The organism is Cobetia sp. 5-11-6-3 (genome assembly GCF_013374055.1).
GTDB classification, from domain to species: Bacteria; Pseudomonadota; Gammaproteobacteria; order Pseudomonadales; family Halomonadaceae; genus Cobetia; species Cobetia marina.
In genome coordinates this window covers 461,125-480,242 of the sequence record NZ_BLWJ01000003.1, presented here as the reverse complement: position 1 = coordinate 480,242, position 19,118 = coordinate 461,125, and the positions used below count along the sequence as shown (strand labels likewise).

Genomic DNA, 19,118 nt, shown 5'->3' with positions numbered 1-19,118 from the left:
CTGGCAGGCGGAGGAATGGCAGGTCCATCCGCAGGCAGCAGGCGAGAACGGCCTCAAGGCGATTCACGAAGGTCGGTCGGCGGGCGCCTCGGCAACGGCATGCCTGGCGACTGTCTCGCGACCTTCATCATGGTGAACGTTCACAGGGCGCTGCTGGACGTCAGAGACTGTCTTGCCAAGATCTCTGACTCCGACATCTGCGCGGCGCGAATTCCTTCGCGGCCAGTGCCGGGTCCGCTTTCCGCTGACGGTTGCAGGCATCCCCCTGCGGTGGCTTCTGTCATGGACACCGTTGCTCAATGCCCTGTCGTTCGAGAGAACCCTCGGACGGGGGAGCTCAGCAGTCAGGAAAGCACGACTCTCATCATCACGCCATGTAATGCTCAAGGCCTCGCAAAATTATTTTAATTGATTGTTCAATAAAAATATAACCCCCATTACCCAAAAAGACAGGGGGACTGTCGCTTTCTCTTATGAACCTGTCGCGATCCGTCGGGCGCGAGCCCTCATGCCAGAGCCTCCCGTCAGGAATGTCGCGGAGAGAGACATTTCTGTCGCCAATGGACGAAAACGACACCGCCCCGACCACCAGAAGGCGGCCGGGGCGGCATCGTTTTCGCGTTTTCTTCCCCACAAGACCGATCAGGGTCACTTCATGGGGCGTGTCTGGCTGGCACCTGAAAAGGGGAGTCGCCTCTCAGGTGCCGCGCATCAGGCCTGCGGAGCCGGCTCGCCCGGTCCCTCCTGCGGACCACCGTGCGGGCCGCCATGACGCATGCCATTGGCCATGAAGGCCTCCAGCGCGTCCAGCTGTTCGGCGGACAGAACATCAGCCAGTTTCTCGCGGCCTTCCTGACGCAGTTCCAGGCGCTGCTCCTTCATCTCCTTGCGCATTTCCTGACGGGCCGCGACACGCTCCTGTCTGGTGTCGGCATCCTTCATGGCATCCCGCATGTCGTCGTGCATCTCTTTCATGCTGTCATGCATCTCGTCACGCATTTCCTTGCGGACTTCCTTGAGCGCCTGCATCTGATCATCGCTCAGATTCCAGCTTGCCAGCAGGGCCTTCATGCCTTCGCGCTGCTGACGCTCCGCCATCTTCGGGCCGCGCTTGTCGCGCTGGTGCATCATGTCCAGCACCTTGATCTGGTCATCGTTGAGCACCTTGGCGAGGCGCTCGTGCTGCGTCTCGCGCAGTTCCTTGAAGGCGGTCTTGCGCGCTTCACGCGAGTCGAAGTCGGTTTCCTTGAGCGACTTCATGTCGCCGCGCATGGCATCGAAGGAATCCTTGAGGGACGCACGCTGGTCCTCATCCAGGTTCCAGCTGTCGAACAGGGCGCCCATCAGTGCCATGCGCTGATCGCCATCGCGTCCCATGTGCTTGCCGCCGGCCGGCTTGTCCTTCATGGCCATCGGCTTGTCGCCATGCTTGTCGGCCCCATCAGGGCGCTTGGCATCATGCTTGCCGTGCATCGGCTTGCCTGCGGCCCAGTAGGCTTCAAGCACCTTGACCTGGTTGTCGTCGAGAATCTCGGCGAGGGCGGCCTTGTGCTGGTCACGCTGGGCCTTGATGGCATCACGACGTGCTTCGCGAGAGTCGAAGGTCTGTTCCTTGAGCTGCTTGCGGCTTTCCATCTGCTGCTGCTTCAGCGTTTCGAGCTTCTGTTTCTGAGCATCGCTGAGGTGCCAGCTGGCGAGAATCTTGTCCAGGCCTGCCTGGCGGCCGGCGGCACCGTCGTGCTGTTCCTGTTGCTTGACGCCGCTGGCGGCCATGGCGGTCATCGGCAGTGCCAGGGCGGTCAGCAGACCGGAAACGATGAGCTTGCGAGAAATGCGGTTCATGACGTACTCCGTATGTCGAGATAAAGAACTGCGTTCATGCGATATAGCGAGTATCGGCGGCGAATGTGCCGGGATTGTGCAAGTACTCGCGGGTAAGTGTGCAATGTGTCATGTCAGGATCTGCAACGCTGTCGCGGCAGCCTGCCACGAGGCCGTCAGTGCCGGGCTTGCTTGCCCGTGCTGGCCTTGTCGGGGTAGTGGCGATCGAAGTGCTGATGAAAACGGCTTGTCTGCTCGGCGTTCAGGATTCTGTCGACCTTGGCCAGATAGTCCTGACGGGCCTTGGCCAGCGCCTTTGCATCGTGGTGGCTCTCGGCCGCCTGACGCTGCTGGCGGTAGTGACGATATTGCGTGTAGAGGGTGTCGCGCTGACTGACGTTCAGGCTGATGCCATCCAGCAATACGCTCAGGGAGACATCGGCGGCGCTGGCGCTGCTCACGGTCAGCGGTGACACCATCAGCATGACGCTCAGCATGCCGGCACTGATCAGACAAGTGCGAGGACGCGCACGCTTGGCAGGACGGTGGGACATGGCGAATACCTCACTTGTGGCGTGAGCCCGAGCTCATGCGGCAGTCGATGTCGCGTACTCAGGCAGTGATGACAGTATCCGTCGCAGTTGGACAGCAAGTTAGCACCGCGGGTGCAACAAAAACGCAACCGCCGTCTGTGGTCACAGACGGCGGTTGTCATGTTGCTGAAAGGTTCGCGGGCCCGGGGAGAGGCGGGGAGTCAGTCCAGCACGTCAGGCTCGAACTTGTAGCCGACGCCATAGATGGAGCGGATCACGTCGCGCTCCGGCCAGGCACTGGCGATCTTGCGGCGCAGCTTCTTGACGTGGGAATCCACGGTGCGCTCCGAGACGATGCGGTGATCCCGGTACATGTGGTCCATCAGCTGATCACGGGAGAAGATGCGCCCCGGTGATTGCATCATCACCTTGAGCAGCTGGAACTCGACGGCGGTCAGCCCCAGGTCATGGCCATCCGCCAGGGCCTGCCAGCCTTCTTCGTTGAGCGTCAGCTGGCCCTTGGCGGAGCTTTGCGAGAGCGTCTGGTCGAGTGCCTGGCTGCGACGCAGCACGGCCTTGATGCGGGCGACCACCTCGCGCGGGCTGAAGGGTTTGCAGATGTAGTCATCGGCGCCCAGCTCCAGCCCCAGCAGGCGATCCACTTCCTCGACGCGCGCGGTCAGCATCACGATGGGCAGCAGGGCGTCTTCAGCGCGCAGCTGACGGCACAGGGTGAGGCCATCGGTACCCGGCAGCATCAGGTCGAGCAGGACCAGTGCCGGTCTCTCGTCATTGACCGCGGCGATGACGGCATTGCCATCATCCACGTGGCGGGTGCGATAACCGCTGCCATTCAGATAATCGCACAGCAGGCTGGCGATCTTGGGCTCATCCTCGACCACCAGAATCAGTGGCTTGCGAGATTGTGCCTGGTCATCGGAGTGGTCGGCGTGAATGTCGCTCATGGTCAAGAGTCCTTGCGGATGAAAAAGAGTCAGTCTCAAGTAGACAACAGCGGCAGGCGAATGTCCCATCGCAGCCCGCCCAGTGTGGAGTGCCCCGGCACCAGCTCGCCTTCATGGGCACTCACCAGCGCGCTGGCGATGGCCAGCCCCAGCCCGCTGCCACCGCTTGAGCGATTGCGCGAGTTCTCGACGCGATACAGTCGCTCGGTGAGGTGGGCAAGCTCGGCGTCCGGCACGCCGGGGCTGGAATCCTCCCAGCGCACGATCGCCCAGCCGGGGTGGCCGGCACCCTGGGCGGGGCTTGCGGCTTCGTGCAGCAGACTGACCTTGAGTCTGCCCGGTGCATCGGTATAGGCACGGGTGTTGCTGGCCAGGTTGCTCCACAGCTGATGCAGGCGTTGCGTGTCGCCCAGCACCCGCAGCGGCAGCGGGATGTCGGTCTCCAGTTCGATCCCGGCATCCGCCAGCCAGCCGCGCAGGTCGTCCAGGCTGTCACGGAGCTGGGTATCCAGCGCCAGCGGCTCGCGCCAGGCTTCCAGCGTACCGGCATCGCTCTGTGCCAGCAGGCGCAGGTCCGCCACCAGGCGATTGAGGGCGTCCACCTCCTGGGCCAGCGAGCCGAGGCTTGAATGGCTCATCGGGCGGAAGCCATCCTGCATGGCTTCAATCTCACCCTTGAGCACCGCCAGGGGAGTCCGTAGCTCGTGGGAGATGTCGCTGACCCAGCGCTGGCGGGAATCGCGATTGCTCTCCAGTGTCGCCGCCAGGGCATTGAAGTCCTCGGCCAGCCGCGACAGCTCATCCTGCCCGCGAACCGGCAGACGGGTGGCATAGTCGCCACTCGACAGGCGATTGGCACCAGAGGCCAGGTCACGGACGCGGTGCCCCAGCCACCAGGCGATCCCGGCGGCCGCCAGCAGCGAGGCGAAGGCGGATGAGAGCATGATGATGGCCAGATCGCGCGACTGACGTTCCAGATACTGGTCCTTGCCGCGTTTCAGCATCTCGCTTACCGGCAGATAGCCGAGTTCTCCGATCTTGCTGCCATCAAGCATCAGGTCCTTGAACTGCATGCCGGGAATGGGGCGCGGTGCCCCATTGAGACGCTGGCCATCGGCATCACGCAGCATGTAATCCTGTGGGCGCGTCATGTTGGGCCCCAGCAGCATGGCCTGCTCTCCGACCGGCGGGCGCGACATGCCGGGGCCGGGCATCATGCTGTCCTCCCGTCCCGGCGGGCGCGACATGCCGGGGCCGGGCATCATGCTGTCCTCCCGGCCTGGCGGCGGTGACATGCCGGGCCCGGGCATCATGCCGTCCTCTTCGCTCGGCGGGCGGGAGTGCACGATACGCCCCCAGTTGCGCCGACTCTTGAGCCATTGCCAACTGCCCTCGGCGGCATAGGCGCTGATCAGGTCCGTCGAGATCATCTCGACGCGCTCCTGCTGGGTCTGCTGCAGGTACTCGGCGAAGCCCTTGTCCATGCTCTTGGAAATGAACAGGTAGATGCTGCCGCCGATCACGACATTGGTCAGCAGCAGGATCACGAACAGGCGGACCGAAAGTCTCGAGCGCAGGGCGGTCACGGGTTGGATCATGACGCACGTTCCTCCTGAGACGGGGGGCGGGGCGGCAGTCCCAGCAGGCGACGCAGGCTGTGCTGCAGGTCTTCCAGCAGCAGATAGAGCGACGGCACCAGGATCAGCAGGATGACCGTCGCGAACAGGATGCCGAAGCCGATGGAAACGGCCATCGGGATCATGAAGCGAGCCTGGCGCGAGGTCTCGAAGATCATCGGCGCGAGACCGAAGAAGGTGGTCAGCGTGGTCAACAGGATCGGGCGCAGACGTCGCGTGGCCGCCATGATGATCGCCTCACGCGCACTGGCTCCGGCCAGCCGCTGGCGGTTGGCATAGTCGATGAGGACCAGCGCATCGTTGATGACGATACCCGACAGCGCCAGCATGCCCATCAGGCTGATCACCGATAGCCCGTAGCCCATCAGCTGATGGCCGATCACCGCGCCGATCAGGCCGAAGGGGATCGCCGTCATCACCAGCAGCGGCTGCAGATAGCTTCTGAAGGGCAGGGCCAGCAGCAGATAGAGCGCCGCCAGGGTCAGCAGCAACGAGACCTGCAGGGACCCCAGGTTGTCGGCGGTCTCCTCCTGACGTCCGCCATAGCCGATGCTCAGAGTTGGATACTGACTCTTCAGCTCGGGATAGACATCGCTTTCCAGACTGGTGATCACCTGACTGACCGCATCGGACGGCGTGACGTTGGCGGTGACCTCGATCACGCGGCGACCATCGATGCGCAGGATGCTGGAGGCGGCGCGTCCCTGCTGGATGTCGGCCACCAGTCCCAGCGGCACGCTGACGCCGTCGGCCGTCTGCACGCCGAAATTCTCCAGCTGGGCCAGACTCGCGCGCTGGGCTTCGGGCAACAGCACCTTGACCTCGACCTCATTGCGACCCTGCTGCTGCTTGAGTGCCGTGGCGCCGGACAGCGGTCCGCGCAGCTGGTTGGCCAGCGTCGCGCCGTCCAGTCCCAGCGAGCGTCCATAGGCATTGAGCTGCAGATAGAGCTCGCGCTTGCCGTCATCCAGGCCGCTGTCGATATCCGACAGCGAGCTGTAATCCTCAAGCGAGGTCGCCAGGGTCGCGGCGGCCGCCATCAGCGCGGCACTGTCGGAGGATGACAGTCGAATGGTGAGGCCCGCGCCGCGTCCCGGCCCGCCGATATCGGATTCGAACAGCAGCGATTCGGTATTGGCGATGGTGCCCGCTTCCTCACGCCAGGCCTTGATCAGCTGCGAGGGCGACCAGTTGTTCTCCACCGTGGTGTCCAGATTGGCGATGATGCTCAGCGAGTTGCCTTCTATCTCGGCGCTGGTGGAAAAGACCGCCAGGTCGGCTTCGCGCTCGCGGACTCGCTCCAGCGCCGCCAGCAGCAGGGTGCGCACTTCGCGGTCCTGGCTGATCGGGCTGCCCACCGGCAGATTGGCGGTGACGCCGGCGCGGTTGGATTCCACGCGTGGCATCAGCGAGAAGCCGAGACGGCCACTGGCCATCCAGGCCATCGCCAGCACCAGCAGCGCCAGGCCACAGATGGCGGTCAGGCCACGGTAGTTCAGACATCCCTCGAGGAAGGGCTGGAAGCGCTGACGCGTGAAGCGCTCCAGTCCGTGCTGGACGCCGTGACGCACGCGGTCCAGCGGTGCCAGCCAGCGAATCGGCTTTTCGCTGGTGTGTCCCAGGTGCGCGGGCAGGATGAAGATCGCCTCGATCCAGCTCAGCGCGAAGATGCTGATCACCACCAGCGGGATGATGCCGAATACCAGCCCGAGGAATCCGGGCAGGAACAGCAGCGGAATGAAGGCCACGATGTTGGACAGGATCGAGAACGCCAGTGGCACCGCGATCTCGCGTGCGCCGAGGATGGCGGCTTCGCGCATGCTGGCGCCGCGCTCGCGATGCGAGTGGATGTTCTCGCCGACGATGATGGCGTCATCCACCACGATGCCCAGCGCGATGATGAAGGCGAACATCGAGATCATGTTGATGGACACGCCGACCAGCGGCAGGAACAGCATCGCGCCCAGGAAGGCCGTGGGGATGCCCAGGGTGACCCAGAAGGCGAGGCGCGCCTCCAGGAACAGGCCCAGCAGCACCAGTACCAGCACCAGCCCCATCCAGGCGTTCTTGAGCAACAGTTCCAGACGGTCCTGGTAGACCAGCGAATCATCGTCCTCGACACTCAGTGTCAGGCCGCGCGGCAGGCTGGCGGACAGCTCCGGCAGCATCGCCATGGTCGCGGCGGACAGCTCGTTGGGTGTCTGGGAGCCGACCTGATAGATGTCCAGGCCGATCGCCGGTTCACCGTCATAGAGCACTTCCTTGTCACTGTCGGCGAAGCCGTCGGTGACGGTGGCGATATCGCCCAGGCGGATGACATTGCCTTCCTGACTGGAGATCACCGGCAGCTGCGCGAACTCGGCGGCACCGTCGCGTCGCGCCTCGTAGCGCACCAGGTACTCGCCCTGCTGGGTGTCCAGACTGCCGCCGGCCAGGTTGAGCGCCTGATTGCCGATCAGGCTGGCCACATCCTGATGCGAGAGGCCGTAACGGCGCAGCGCCCCTTCCTCCAGTGACACGTGCACTTCCCGGTCACGGATGCCGGTCAGCTCCACCTTGGTGATGTCGTTGCTGTCCAGCAGGCTCAGGCGCAGACGCTCGGCGACGTTGCGCAGGGTCTGGTCATCCGTCTGGCCGTGCAGCTTGAGTTCCATCACGCTGCGCGAGCGACCTGCCAGCGAGTAGACGGGCGGATCGGACTCATCGGGCAGGGTAGTGATGCTGTCGATGGCCTGCTGGATGTCCTGGTAGGCGCGCATGGTCTCGACGCCATCCTGAAGCTCGATGGACAGTGAGCCGAGGCCTTCCTCGGCCGTGGCGGTGATCTCCTCGATCCCCTCCACGTCCTGCACCGCGGATTCCATGGCCTGCAACAGACTCTCGGACACTTCATCGGGGGTCGCGCCGGAATAGCTGACGCTGACGTTGATGATCTCGAGCTCGAAGGAGGGGAAGACCTCCTTCTTGATCTGGCTGGACATCAGCAGACCGCCGAGAATCAGACACAGCATCAGCAGGTTGGCGGCGACACCATGATCATGCATCCAGCGGATGGGGCCCTTGAGGCGCGATGGTGCCGTCATGAGTCACTTCCGGTGGTTGTGGCGCGCTTGTCGGCAACCGTGGCGGTCTTGTCACCAGTCGCGGTGTCCTGCTCAACTGTCGCGGTGCTCTTGTCGCCAGCCGTCGTCTTGTCGTCAGCCGCCTTGTTATCAGGGGTCCTGGTGGTCGGCGTCGGCGCATCACCGCGGGCACGCAGCGCCATGCCGGCCTCGACATTGCTCAAGGCACTCACGATGACCCGCTCGCCATCGCTCAAGCCTCCGGCGATCAGCAGGGTGTCGTTGCCCAGATGGCGCACGCCCACCGCACGTTTCTCCAGATAGCCATCCTCCGTCAGCACCCAGACCTGCTGGCCACTGCGCAGGGCGCTGACCGGCAGCTCGATCAGCGATGCGGTGCGCTGAGGTGTCAGAGTCGCTTCCACCACATCACCCAGGCGCAGGGCCGGCGTGCTGGCGCGCGCCTCCTCGGAGACGTCGAGCGCCAATGGGTCTTCCACTGCCACCATCACCTGGGTCAGCAGGCCGTTGTCCTCCAGGGACGGCAGGACGCTCCACACTTCGCCGCGCCGATGCTGGCCCTCCGGCCATGCCTTGCTGGACAGCAGGACCGGCGTGCCCTGACCGTCACGGGCATGGGTCGAGAGCCATTCCATGTCGGCCTGCGGGAGATTGAGACGCACCCAGAAGCGGTCGGTGGCCACCAGCGTCAGCAGGTCGGTGAAGGCGTTGAGGTCACTGCCTTCGCCGACCAGCCGCTCGCTGATCAGGCCGTCATAGGGCGCGCGGATCTCGGTACGTTCCAGATTGAGTCTGGCCTGGTCGCGGCTGGCGCGGGCACTGTCCACCGCAGCCTGAGCCGACTTGAGCTGAGGCTCGCGCAGCACCAGCGCTTTCTGCGCCGCCGGCAGGTTGCGACCGAAGGTCTTGTATTCCGAGGCCGCGCGGATCTGCTCGCCCTTTTCCGAGGCGAGGCTGGCTTCTGCCGTGGCGAGATCCGCCTCGGCCTGACGCAGCGCCAGCTGGTAATCCAGCTGGTCGAGGCTCGCCAGCAGCTGGTTCGCGCGGACTTCACGGCCCGCCTCGATGCCCTCGGGGAAGGGCGCCAGTTGACCGCTGACCCGGGTGGATACGGTCGTCTGACGATCGGCGATCACGCGGCCGTAGCCTTCCAGTGTCGGTGCACTGGCCGTATGGCTGACCGTCACCACTTCCACGCTGGGAACCGGGGCGTCACTGGGCGCGCGCTTGGGGGCGCCGGGGCGATGGGTCATCCACCAGGCCGCCAGCGCTATCGCCAGCGCGAGAATGATCAGCGCCAGCAGGCGCATCCAGATCAGACGGCGGGAGGAGGGTGGCTTGCTGCCAGTGGCGGAGGGTGGCGATGCCGGGGTTGGCGACTCAGGGCTGTTGTCCATGCGGACTCCGGACGAAAGATGTCAGGCCCTGATGCGCAACGCCCTCTGACCAGTCGCGAGAGCGCCGGGCAGAGACGTAGGATCATGGGCCAGAATGGCGGACGAAAGGGTGGATGATCGCATGATGTCATGCAGGCGCAATGCAAAAGTGGGAAATAGCGTGCAAGACGCGCGATAGGGAATTCTGGCATTTGCCAGGCACAAAAAAAGCTGCCACATGACGTGGCAGCTTTTCGTCAGCGCTCCGGGTCGCGGGTGTCTAGAGGAACAGCCCGATCAGCAGCGCCATGCTGACGCCGATCACGCCGATCAACGTCTCCATCACCGTCCAGCTTTTCAGGGTGTCCTTCTCGGTCAGGCCGAAGTAGCGGCTGACCAGCCAGAAGCCGGAGTCATTGACGTGGCTGAGCACGGTGGCGCCGCTGGCGATGGCGATCACCACCAGTCCCAGCACCGGACCGGACAGCGCCAGCGTATCGATCACCGGCGCCATCAGACCGGCGGCGGTGATCATCGCCACGGTAGCCGAGCCCTGGATGACACGCACCGCGGTGGCGATCAGGAAGGCGAGCAGGATCGGTGGCAGATTGCTGTCGGCCATCAGGGTGCCGAGCACGTCACCGACGCCGGAGTCGATCAGCATCTGCTTGAAGACACCGCCAGCCCCGGTGACCAGAATGATGATGCCGGCCGGCTCGAGTGCCTTGGTGGCGACTTCCATCACCTGTTCACGCGTCATGCCGCGACGCGTGCCCAGCAGGGTGAAGGCCATCAGCGTGGCCAGACTCAGCGCCACGAAGGGATGGCCGAGAAAGCCCAGCCAGCCGACCAGCGGACTGTCGTCACCGAACAGGAAGCCGGAGACGGTGTTGAGCACGATCAGCGCCAGCGGCAGCAGCACGATGGACAGGATCAACCCGAAGCCCGGGGCGCGCTGATTGACCTCTTCATCGCTCATCACGCTGCCGGCATTTTCCATGTACTCCGGGATCCTGGCATCGATACGCTTGGCGATGAAGCGACCGAAGATCGGGCCCGCGACGATCATCGCCGGCAGACCGCACAGCGCCCCGAACAGGATCACGTAGCCGAGGTCGGCGCCGATCAGCTTGGCGACCGCGATCGGCCCCGGGGTCGGCGGAATGAAGGAGTGGGTGACGGCCAGACCGGCCAGCAGCGGAATGCCGTAATAGAGCAGCGAGCGGCCGCTGCGGCGTGCCAGTGCATAGACCAGCGGCACCAGGATGATGAAGGCCACATCCAGGAATACCGGAATCGCGACCAGGAAGCCGGTCAGCGCCAGCGCCCACTGGGAGCGTGAGGTCCCGAAGCGCCCCAGCAGGGTATTGGCCATGCGGTCGACGCCGCCGGACACTTCCAGCATCTTGCCGAACATCGCGCCGAGCCCGACCACGGTGGCCACGAAGCCCAGGGTGTTGCCCATGCCGTTGGTGACGGAATCGATGATGGCGTCGGGCTGCATGCCGGTGGCCAGCCCGACCCCCAGACTCACCACCAGCAGGGCGACGAAGGCGTGCAGGCGCAGACGCATGACGAGGTACAGCAGCAGCAGGATACCGCCGAGGGCGGCAAGGACGAGGGTGCTATCTGGGGACATGATGGCGAACTCTTGCGGCTGGCGGTGGCGGTGCGATCTGCCACGGCCTTGGGCGTATGGTGTGAGGCGTGTCGTGTGAGGCCTGTGGTGCAGGGCCGGTTTTGCCAGACCTGTTGTGCAGACCTGTTGTGCAGACCTGTTGTGCAGACCTGTTGTGCAAGACCTGTTGCTTCGTGCAGGATGAAAGTTACCGGTAACATAAGCGTCTGTGCAATGATCCGAAAGGTGCATGTCGCCGGGTCGCCACGACATGGATGATGCCTGCGCGGGGTATCCTGCGCAGCGCCGCCGCTCATGGGCTCGCCACACAGGGTTCGCCGTGGCCGGCCCGGGTGGCAAGGCGGGACGACAGACAACACGGATATTCTTCAAGGGGAAGGGGTGTCATGCAGCAGCAGGCAGAAGGGGTGTCATCCACGGCGTCCGCTCAGGGCAGCGTCGCGCTGGACGACGAGAGCGTCACCTTGCCCGAGGGTGGGGTGCGACTGGTGGTGATGGGCGTGTCCGGGTGCGGGAAGTCGCATGTCGGCCAGGCGTTGGCGGCATGTCTGGGGGCGCAGTTCATCGACGGTGATGACTATCATGGCGAGGCCAACGTGGCCAAGATGGCGCGCGGCATCCCGCTCAATGATGAAGACCGCCATGGCTGGCTGGCCCGCCTGGTCGAGCTGATCGATGAGGCGCGCCGCGAGGGACGCAGTCTGGTGCTGGCCTGTTCCTCGCTGAAGCGACGCTATCGCGATCAGCTGCGTGGCGGGGATGCGGCGCTGGGCTTCGTGTTCCTGGAAGGCACGCGCGAGCTGTTGCTGGAGCGCCTGGAGGCGCGCACCGATCACTTCTTCAAGGGCGCCGCCATGCTCGATGACCAGCTGGCGACCCTGGAGGTGCCTGAGCGTGAGACGGAGCGCGTCTATACCCTCGACATCAGTGCCACACCGCAGGCGTTGGTCGAACAGATGTGTCAGCAGCTGACGGCGCAGCACGCATCCTCGAAAGCGCTCACGCCCGGGGCAGACTCCCGCCTCTCTGCAGGCTGAAGCCCAGGTCTTCCCACAGGCCACGCGGCGTGGAGGCGTGGTCGCCGCTCAGGCGTGCCAGCAGCAGGGCGGCGGTGCGTTCGCCGATCTCTCGGCGCGGCGTGACCACGCTGGCAAGCGCAGGCCAGGTGCCACGGGTCATCTCCAGACCATTGAAGCCGGCCAGCGCCAGCCGTGCCGGCACTTCCAGGCCGCGACGCTGACACTCGAACAGTGCACCGGCGGCCAGGTCGTCGTTGCAGCAGAAGACGGCGTCGAGATTCGGCCACCGAGTCAGCATCTCGTCCAGCAATTCGCCGCCCAGCTTGACGCTTGAGGGTGCCGGAGTGGTCATCAGGTACTCCTGTGACAGGCCGGCGGCCTCGACGGCGGCGCGCCAGCCCGCCAGACGCTGCTCGACGCGGCGGTCCATGCGCGCGGCCAGAAAGCCGATGTGCCGGCGGCCACTCTCGATCATCGCCTCCGCCATGGCGCGGCCGGCGGCGTGCTGATCCAGCCCCACCGCCATGTCCAGTGGCGCCTCACGCTTTTCCATGCACTCCACCACGGCACAGCCGGAGCGCGCGATCATCTCGGTGACGCGTTCGCTGTGGCGGCTGCCGCACAGCACCAGACCGTCCACGCCGAACGAGAGCCAGGTCTCGATCAGGCGCTCCTCTTCTTCCATCGAATAGCCGGTATGGCCGATCAGCAGCTGATAGCCGGCGGCGGCCAGCGGTGCCTCAAGCCCCCGGTGCAGTTCCGAGAACACGGCATTGGACAGTGACGGGATCAGCAGCGCGATCAGCCGGGAGCGACCACTGGCGAGGCTGCCGGCCTGACGGTTGGGCATGTAACCCAGTTCGCGGGCGCACTCCCGTACCCGCTCGCGCATGGCGGCGGAGACCTTTTCGGGCTGGTTGAGCGCGCGCGAGACCGTGACCTTGGTCACGCCCAGGCGAGCGGCGATGTCGGCGAGCGTCACGCGTCTGGGGCGCGGTGGAGTGTGATGCAGAGGCGGCATGGCAATGTCAGGCGCTGGAAAGAGAGAGGCCGAGTGTCACCGTTCCGGGGTGTCATCGGCAAGGACCACGACGTCAGACGTGGCTGAGCGAGAGCAGGAACAGGATCATCGGCGGCGAGGCCAGCGAGAGCAGAAAGCCGGATACGACGGCCACGGGCACGCAGGCAACACCGCCGGTCTGCTGGATGACCGGCAGAGTGAAGTCCATCGAGGTCGCGCCGCCGAAGCCGATGGCCAGCGGCGTGAAGCGTTGGATGGTCAGCGGGATCAACAGGAAGGCGAGCAGTTCACGGCTCAGGTCATTGAAGAAGGCCGCGCCACCCAGAATCGGCCCGAGCTGATCACCGATCAGGATGCCTGACAGCGAATACCAGCCGAAACCGGCCGACATCGCCATGCCCTGATTCCAGTCGAGTGCCAGAAGCGGTGCCGCCAGCAGTCCGCCCAGCAGCGAGCTCGCCATCACCGTCAGCGCGATGAACAGGCCATGGCGGTTGAGCAGGATCTGGCGCAGGCTCATGCCGGAGCTTCTCAGCTGGCAGCCGATCAGCGCCAGCAGGGCATAGAGTGCCCACTCGGCTAGGGTGTCGGTGTCGAGCGAGATCTCCATCAGTCCCAGCACGACGCCCGCCGCGACGCCCAGCGCGACCGCCGCCGCCAGTGTCAGGGAGCCGGACAGCGCTTCCCAGCGGGTCATCGGCGCTCCCTCCACCACGCGTGAGGCATCCGCACGCAGTGCACTGCGGCGTGACAGCGCCCACAGTGCCAGCAGATTCAATGGCGTGATGATGGCGAACAGAATCACCGCCTGCCCGCTCATGGCGGCCATGCCGGCGCCGAGTTGCTCCAGCCCGGCAAGCCCCATGCCCATCAGGAACAGGATGACGTAGATCGAGGCATTCACCAGCTGATTGACGACCGCCAGACGTGCGGGCTGCTCGATACGCACCAGATAGCCGAGAATCAGCGGCAGCAGGATGAAGATGAGACCCGAGAGCATGACCCTTCCTTGTCATTGGCCGTCGACAGGACCAGAGCGACGTAAGCGATTGATTGTCAGTGAGTATCACTGGGAAGGGTTACTGTAACGATTGCCGGGGACAGAGGGTATCCCCGGGAGTGGATCCTGCGCGATAACTGCTGATGGGGGATCAGCGCGGCTTATGCCGCGGCCTGGACACAGAGTTCTGGACTCAGAGCACCGGACACCGAGCCTCACGACGGGTCACGGACTGGCCTAGCGCCGCGAGCTGCTGAGCCGGTCGAGGGTCAGATGTGCGGAGCGCTTGGGGACTTTACCTGCGGGGCTGTCCTCGTAGTCGAGGTAGTCGAGAGCCACCATCAGGCCCGGCCAGCGGGGGGCCAGCCACAGGCGGTAGTGCTTCTGATCACGATGCTTGCGCCAGGTGTCCAGCCGCAGGGTGCGGAAGGTCTGACCGGCGGCCACGCGGGATTCCTGGGCCTGGATCTCATACATCAGTGTCCGGGTGCGCCCCTTGTGATCCAGATATTCCAGCGCACAGGGGGCTCCCGTCAGGCAACTTCCCGCGGCCCACTGGGCATCGGCCTGCTGGCTCAGCAGTACCAGCAGGGTCTGGCGGTCGGGGAGGAGCGTCTCGTCAGGCTCGGGTGCCTCGCGGCTGTAGTCCTTGCCGATACCCGCCAGACGATAACCGGAACGATACCCGGCCGGCTGCAGCTGGCCCTCCTTGAGGAGGAAGCGTCCCTGCTCGTAGCCACTGGCCACCTTGATGGAGGCCTCCATGCTGGCGATGTAAAGCTCCCCGCTCTGGCTGATGCGCTGCGTGATGGGCACATCCGGCCAGCCGTCCAGCACCAGGGTGTATTGAGCGGTGAAGGGCACGGGAGACTCCGCGCTGCTCACGTCAGCGCTCGCCTGTTGCGCCGTGCTCAACAGGGCTGATCCCAGCAGCATCGCGCCAAGCCAGCCGTTCAGGCGGCGAGGCGAGGGTATCCGTCGCAGGCGTGTCCAGTGGATTCGTCGTGGTACAAGGGCAAGCATGGTGACTCCTGTCGAAGCTTTCTGTCCGCAAATGGGGCCGCCCTTGGGGAGTGGTGTCGTTCGGGGCGAGAGCATGATGATTGGGCAGCGTGGCCGCATGCAAGGTTCCCTCGCGCTGGCGCACCTCTCCTGCCAGTCGTGGATGACGCATGAGGGCCCGCTGGCGATGGCCCCGATGACAGGCGCATCAGGCACAGGACGCTATTTCAGCGCTTGCTCATGCGCGCCGGACAGGTACTCTGGGAACGCCTTGTGCGTGAGCTGCAGGCTTCCCGACATGTCAGGCAGAGGTGATGTCAGGCGAGCGCGATGCAGTGATGCCAACCCCGTTTGTTCAATCAGGAGATCATCATGGCCAGCATTGTCATCATTGCCGGAGATTTTGTGGAAGACTATGAGCTGATGGTGCCGTTCCAGGCGCTGCAGGCGATGGGTCATCGGGTCGATGTGGTATGCCCGGACAAGCGTGAAGGCGATATCGTCAAGACGGCGATCCACGACTTCGAAGGCGATCAGACCTATACCGAGAAGCCGGGTCACAACTTCGCGCTCAACGCGAGCTTCGCCGACCTCAAGGCGGAAGACTACGATGCGCTGCTGATCCCCGGTGGCCGCGCCCCCGAGTACCTGCGTCTGGACGAGCGCGTGCTGAACCTGGTGCGTCACTTCGTCGAGGCCGACAAGCCCATCGCCGCCGTCTGTCATGGCCCGCAGCTGCTGGCGGCTGCCATGTCGCTGGAAGGCCATCGCGTCAGCGCCTATCCGGCCTGCGCGCCGGAGGTCAAGCTGGCAGGTGGCGAATTCGTGTCACTGGAAGTCACCGATGCCGTGACCTCCGGCAAGCTGGTGACCGCGCCGGCCTGGCCGGCCCACCCGGAGTGGCTGCGTCAGTTCAATGCCCTGCTGGCATGAGGCGTGACTGACCTCCATTGCGGCTGACATGCATTGCGACTGACATGAGCCGTGGCACGAGCTGCCATCGCGCCTCGTGATGCTCGACGACGACACCCCGCCTTGGCAGGGTGTCGTCGTTTCAGGCGGTGAGTCTCTCGATCCAGGCGCGATGCGGGGCGAGGCGTGACTGGTGTTCCGCCCGCCAGACGGGGTCGCCCAGGGTGCTGGCGTAGCGGCTGGCATGATCACAGGCCAGCAGCAGCCAGCTACCCGTCAGCGCCTCGCCGCGGGCGTGCTTGAGCTCGAGGGTTTCCAGCAGGCCCGCGAAGGCGGTGCCGGTGGAGGGCCCGACGGCAAGCCCGGCATGCTCTGCCAGCCATAGTGCCGCCGCCTGGCTGCGGGCATCCGCGATGCGTCGATAATCATCGAAGTGCACGGGGTCGAACGCTTCCAGTACACAGGGGCGGCCAATGCCCTCGATGGGGTTGGGTGCCTGAGGCGCGGGCAGTGAGGTCATGCGGGTGCCATGGGTGTGATGGTGCTGCCAGCAGGCGTGATAGACGGAGTGTTCGGGGTCCACGCCGATCACGCGAGCGCCATGGCCCCTGTGGTGTAGAGGCCCCGAGTGGTGTAGAGGCCCCGAGTGGTGTAGAGGCCCCGAGTGGCGAAGAAGACCCTTGTGACGCAGATGGCGCGCGAAGGTGGCGGCGCTGCCGCCGGTGCCAGCGCCGAGAAAGACCGCTTCAAGCTCCGGCAGCTCGCGTTCGGCTATCTGTGCCAGACACTCGCCCGGCAGGCTTGTCTCGCTCTGCCAGTCGCTGGCCGTGGCGGCATGCTGGAACTGATTGAGGAAGTGGCCGCCGCTGTCCTCGGCCAGCGCCTGGGCGGACTGGCAGAGGTGGACGGCATTCTCGATCTCCACGACACGCCCGCCCTCGTCACGAATCGCCTTCAGCTTGTCACATGCGGTGCCCTTGGGTACCACGGCGATGAATTCCAGTCCCAGGCGGCGTGCCAGCCACGCTTCAGAGACCGCCGTGGAGCCTGACGAGGCGTCGATGACCGGGCGTCCGGGACTGAGCCAGCCTTGCTTCAAGGCCTGCTCGAACAACGCCATGGCCAGTCGATGCTTGAGTGAACCACTGGCGTGGGCGCGCTCGTCCTTGATCAGCACGCGCGCCTCGCCAAGCCCGCAAAGCGCAAGCTCCCTGAGCGGAGTGACGGGCGTGGCTGCCTTCAAGGCGGCCAGCTGTGCCAGGCACTCCTGTCGCCATGCTTCCAGAGGCGTCCTGTGCAGCAAGCCCTCCGAGGGAGTGGCGAGTGAAGAGGGCGCACACGGCGAGCGAGGGGGAAAGGCAGTGGTCGGCATGGCAGCGGTTCCTGTCGCGGGGAGGAGCCTTCATGGTACGACCGGCTGTCAGGCAAAACTTGCCAGTTGTCATGGCGTAGGCCATGTTCTGTAGCAAGATTTTGTCGTGAGGAGGGAGTATGGAGAAAATTGTGCTCGATGCCACGGACCGCGCGCTGCTGCGGCTGTTGCAGCGTGATGCCAGCCTGTCATTGGCGGCACTGGCGGAGTCGGTGCATCTGACCACCTCACCCTGCTGGAAGCGCCTCAAGCGGCTGGAGGAATGCGGGGTGATCACCGCGCGGGTGGCGCTGCTGGATGCCGAGCGGGTCGGGCTGGGGCTGACCGCCTTCGTGCAACTCAAGACCCGCGATCATTCGCGGGCCTGGTTCGAACGGTTCGTGGCGGTGATCGAGGAGGTCGAGGAAGTCACCGAGTTCTATCGCATGGCGGGCGACTATGACTACCTGCTCAAGGTTCAGGTCGCGGACATGAATGCCTACGACCGCGTCTACAAGCAGCTGGTCAATACCCTCGATGACCTCACCGATGTCTCGGCACGCTTCGCGATGGAGTGTATCAAGTCGACCACCGCGCTTCCGGTGTGAAACGCACGTCTCAGTAGCCGTGTTCCAGACTGATGCCCGTCAGGGACTCACCGCGCTGCACGCGGCGGATGTTCTCCGCCAGCTGGTCGGCGGCCTCGGAGACCGGGGTCGGGGCGGCGGCGTGCGGGGTGATGATCACCTTCGGGTGCTGCCACAGCGGGCTGTCGCCGGCGAGCGGCTCATGCTGGAAGACATCCAGCAGCGCGCCGCGCAACTGATCCTTCTCCAGCGCCGCGAGCAGATCCTCCTCGACCACGCTGCTGCCGCGGCCGGGATTGATCAGCACGGCGTCATCGGGCAGGGCCGCGAAGGCCTCTGCATTCAGCACGTCGCGAGTGGCGGTGGTGTTGGGCAGCAGGTTGATCACCGCCTTGAGGCCAAGCGTTTCATCTCCCAGCACTGCCTTGAGCGAGCGACCGCCTTCCCCCTGTTCATGGTGGCAGGTCACGCCCTCCAGGGTGTGGGCGCTGCGGCTGAAGCCATGCACGGGGTAGCCGTCTGCCGCCAGCGCCTCGGCGATCTGCCGGCCGATGGCACCCAGACCGAGCACCGCGACCGGATAATGCCTGGCGCGCACCACGCGATGTGGCGCCCAGTGACGCTCTGACTGCTGGACAGCGTAGCGATCGAAGTCACGTCGGAAGTGCAGCAGGCCGTAGCGCACGTAATCGAGCATGTGGCTGGCCATGCCGGCATCGCGCAGCTTGAGCACCGGCACCTCTCGAGGCAGGGCGGGATTGGCCAGCAGGCTGTCCACGCCGGCACCCAGATTGAGAATCGCCTTCACGTCGTGTTCGCGATGCCGCTCGAACAGTGCCGCCGGCGGTGCCCACACCACCAGGATGTCGCCCAGGGTCTCGCCGTCATCGGCGAGGATCTCGATGTCGCTGCTGTCCAGACGCTCACGCAGTGCCTCGCACCAGCGTTCTGCCCGCTCGTGATGTACCAGAATTCGCATGTGGCTCATCTGAAAGAGTCTCCTGAAAGGCCCTGGAGTATTTCCCGGTGATGTCGTGATGATGGCGCGGCCCTTGCAAGGGCCGAAGGGAAGGGCGACAGTGCCAGAGTCGCCTTTGACCCGCTGTCGGCAGAGTGACAGACTCGAATCAAGAGGGGAATTCGGATGTTCGCATATACGTTGACGGCTCTGG

15 protein-coding genes are annotated in these 19,118 nt (G+C 64.9%); 3 read left to right on the top strand and 12 right to left on the bottom strand.

The annotated features are described in order from the left end of the window. Window positions 1–711: 711 nt before the first annotated feature. From HXS66_RS07850 to HXS66_RS07820, 7 genes are all read right to left on the bottom strand, one after another. Window positions 712–1,842: a Spy/CpxP family protein refolding chaperone gene (locus HXS66_RS07850; protein ID WP_176503221.1), complete on the bottom strand. Its 1,131-nt coding sequence runs from the start codon at window positions 1,840–1,842 to the stop codon at window positions 712–714. Between the two features lie 155 nt (window positions 1,843–1,997). Beyond that, window positions 1,998–2,375, bottom strand: a complete 378-nt coding sequence (locus HXS66_RS07845; protein ID WP_176503220.1) for a hypothetical protein — start codon at window positions 2,373–2,375, stop codon at window positions 1,998–2,000. Window positions 2,376–2,575: 200 nt separating this feature from the next. Further along, complete coding sequence (locus HXS66_RS07840) at window positions 2,576–3,319, bottom strand: response regulator (RefSeq protein WP_084207931.1); 744 nt, start codon at window positions 3,317–3,319, stop codon at window positions 2,576–2,578. A gap of 35 nt (window positions 3,320–3,354) precedes the next feature. Then, window positions 3,355–4,917 (bottom strand): ATP-binding protein, encoded by a 1,563-nt coding sequence (locus HXS66_RS07835; RefSeq protein WP_176503219.1) that lies wholly within the window; start codon window positions 4,915–4,917, stop codon window positions 3,355–3,357. Next, entirely contained in the window at window positions 4,914–8,039 is a 3,126-nt protein-coding gene (locus tag HXS66_RS07830) for an efflux RND transporter permease subunit (RefSeq protein WP_255303154.1), read from the bottom strand. Before HXS66_RS07830 ends, HXS66_RS07835 begins: the two co-directional genes overlap by 4 nt. Next, on the bottom strand, window positions 8,036–9,436 hold the full coding sequence (locus tag HXS66_RS07825; protein WP_176503218.1) for an efflux RND transporter periplasmic adaptor subunit: 1,401 nt from the start codon (window positions 9,434–9,436) through the stop codon (window positions 8,036–8,038). The genes HXS66_RS07830 and HXS66_RS07825 overlap by 4 nt, the downstream gene beginning before the upstream one ends. Before the next feature lie 259 nt (window positions 9,437–9,695). Then, the gene (locus HXS66_RS07820; RefSeq protein ID WP_141392694.1) at window positions 9,696–11,054 is read right to left on the bottom strand and encodes a gluconate:H+ symporter; all 1,359 of its coding nucleotides are present in this window, start codon (window positions 11,052–11,054) and stop codon (window positions 9,696–9,698) included. A 386-nt stretch (window positions 11,055–11,440) separates the two neighbouring features. Here HXS66_RS07820 and HXS66_RS07815 point away from each other — a divergent pair, with 386 nt between their 5' ends. Further along, complete coding sequence (locus HXS66_RS07815; protein WP_308478147.1) at window positions 11,441–12,091, top strand: gluconokinase; 651 nt, start codon at window positions 11,441–11,443, stop codon at window positions 12,089–12,091. Here HXS66_RS07815 and HXS66_RS07810 read toward each other — a convergent pair. From HXS66_RS07810 to HXS66_RS07800, 3 genes are all read right to left on the bottom strand, one after another. Further along, window positions 12,054–13,094 (bottom strand): LacI family DNA-binding transcriptional regulator, encoded by a 1,041-nt coding sequence (locus HXS66_RS07810; RefSeq protein ID WP_176493545.1) that lies wholly within the window; start codon window positions 13,092–13,094, stop codon window positions 12,054–12,056. The genes HXS66_RS07815 and HXS66_RS07810 overlap by 38 nt on opposite strands. A 73-nt stretch (window positions 13,095–13,167) precedes the next feature. Further along, window positions 13,168–14,094, bottom strand: a complete 927-nt coding sequence (locus HXS66_RS07805; RefSeq protein WP_077378410.1) for a lysine exporter LysO family protein — start codon at window positions 14,092–14,094, stop codon at window positions 13,168–13,170. Between the two features lie 237 nt (window positions 14,095–14,331). Continuing rightward, window positions 14,332–15,117, bottom strand: a complete 786-nt coding sequence (locus HXS66_RS07800; protein WP_176503217.1) for a hypothetical protein — start codon at window positions 15,115–15,117, stop codon at window positions 14,332–14,334. 351 nt (window positions 15,118–15,468) lie between these two features. Here HXS66_RS07800 and HXS66_RS07795 point away from each other — a divergent pair, with 351 nt between their 5' ends. Beyond that, a complete protein-coding gene (locus tag HXS66_RS07795) occupies window positions 15,469–16,029 on the top strand; it encodes a DJ-1/PfpI family protein (RefSeq protein WP_077378415.1) in 561 nt (186 codons plus the stop codon). A 121-nt stretch (window positions 16,030–16,150) separates the two neighbouring features. On the opposite strand, the gene HXS66_RS07790 is transcribed toward HXS66_RS07795, so the two are convergent. Then, the gene (locus HXS66_RS07790; protein WP_176503216.1) at window positions 16,151–17,380 is read right to left on the bottom strand and encodes a PLP-dependent cysteine synthase family protein; all 1,230 of its coding nucleotides are present in this window, start codon (window positions 17,378–17,380) and stop codon (window positions 16,151–16,153) included. 119 nt (window positions 17,381–17,499) lie between these two features. On the opposite strand from HXS66_RS07790, the gene HXS66_RS07785 reads away from it, so the two are divergent. Further along, on the top strand, window positions 17,500–17,967 hold the full coding sequence (locus HXS66_RS07785) for an Lrp/AsnC family transcriptional regulator (RefSeq protein ID WP_304363344.1): 468 nt from the start codon (window positions 17,500–17,502) through the stop codon (window positions 17,965–17,967). A 10-nt stretch (window positions 17,968–17,977) separates the two neighbouring features. On the opposite strand, the gene HXS66_RS07780 is transcribed toward HXS66_RS07785, so the two are convergent. Further along, window positions 17,978–18,934 (bottom strand): glyoxylate/hydroxypyruvate reductase A, encoded by a 957-nt coding sequence (locus tag HXS66_RS07780; protein WP_308478142.1) that lies wholly within the window; start codon window positions 18,932–18,934, stop codon window positions 17,978–17,980. Window positions 18,935–19,118 lie beyond the last annotated feature (184 nt).

What these genes read in the sequence shown, in the direction of transcription:
- HXS66_RS07850 (WP_176503221.1), bottom strand. Translation starts at nt 1,842, where the DNA reads ATGAACCGCATTTCTCGCAAGCTCATCGTTTCCGGTCTGCTGACCGCC.
- HXS66_RS07845 (WP_176503220.1), bottom strand. Translation starts at nt 2,375, where the DNA reads ATGTCCCACCGTCCTGCCAAGCGTGCGCGTCCTCGCACTTGTCTGATC.
- HXS66_RS07840 (WP_084207931.1), bottom strand. Translation starts at nt 3,319, where the DNA reads ATGAGCGACATTCACGCCGACCACTCCGATGACCAGGCACAATCTCGC.
- HXS66_RS07835 (WP_176503219.1), bottom strand. Translation starts at nt 4,917, where the DNA reads ATGATCCAACCCGTGACCGCCCTGCGCTCGAGACTTTCGGTCCGCCTG.
- HXS66_RS07830 (WP_255303154.1), bottom strand. Translation starts at nt 8,039, where the DNA reads ATGACGGCACCATCGCGCCTCAAGGGCCCCATCCGCTGGATGCATGAT.
- HXS66_RS07825 (WP_176503218.1), bottom strand. Translation starts at nt 9,436, where the DNA reads ATGGACAACAGCCCTGAGTCGCCAACCCCGGCATCGCCACCCTCCGCC.
- HXS66_RS07820 (WP_141392694.1), bottom strand. Translation starts at nt 11,054, where the DNA reads ATGTCCCCAGATAGCACCCTCGTCCTTGCCGCCCTCGGCGGTATCCTG.
- HXS66_RS07815 (WP_308478147.1), top strand. Translation starts at nt 11,441, where the DNA reads ATGCAGCAGCAGGCAGAAGGGGTGTCATCCACGGCGTCCGCTCAGGGC.
- HXS66_RS07810 (WP_176493545.1), bottom strand. Translation starts at nt 13,094, where the DNA reads ATGCCGCCTCTGCATCACACTCCACCGCGCCCCAGACGCGTGACGCTC.
- HXS66_RS07805 (WP_077378410.1), bottom strand. Translation starts at nt 14,094, where the DNA reads ATGCTCTCGGGTCTCATCTTCATCCTGCTGCCGCTGATTCTCGGCTAT.
- HXS66_RS07800 (WP_176503217.1), bottom strand. Translation starts at nt 15,117, where the DNA reads ATGCTTGCCCTTGTACCACGACGAATCCACTGGACACGCCTGCGACGG.
- HXS66_RS07795 (WP_077378415.1), top strand. Translation starts at nt 15,469, where the DNA reads ATGGCCAGCATTGTCATCATTGCCGGAGATTTTGTGGAAGACTATGAG.
- HXS66_RS07790 (WP_176503216.1), bottom strand. Translation starts at nt 17,380, where the DNA reads ATGCCGACCACTGCCTTTCCCCCTCGCTCGCCGTGTGCGCCCTCTTCA.
- HXS66_RS07785 (WP_304363344.1), top strand. Translation starts at nt 17,500, where the DNA reads ATGGAGAAAATTGTGCTCGATGCCACGGACCGCGCGCTGCTGCGGCTG.
- HXS66_RS07780 (WP_308478142.1), bottom strand. Translation starts at nt 18,934, where the DNA reads ATGAGCCACATGCGAATTCTGGTACATCACGAGCGGGCAGAACGCTGG.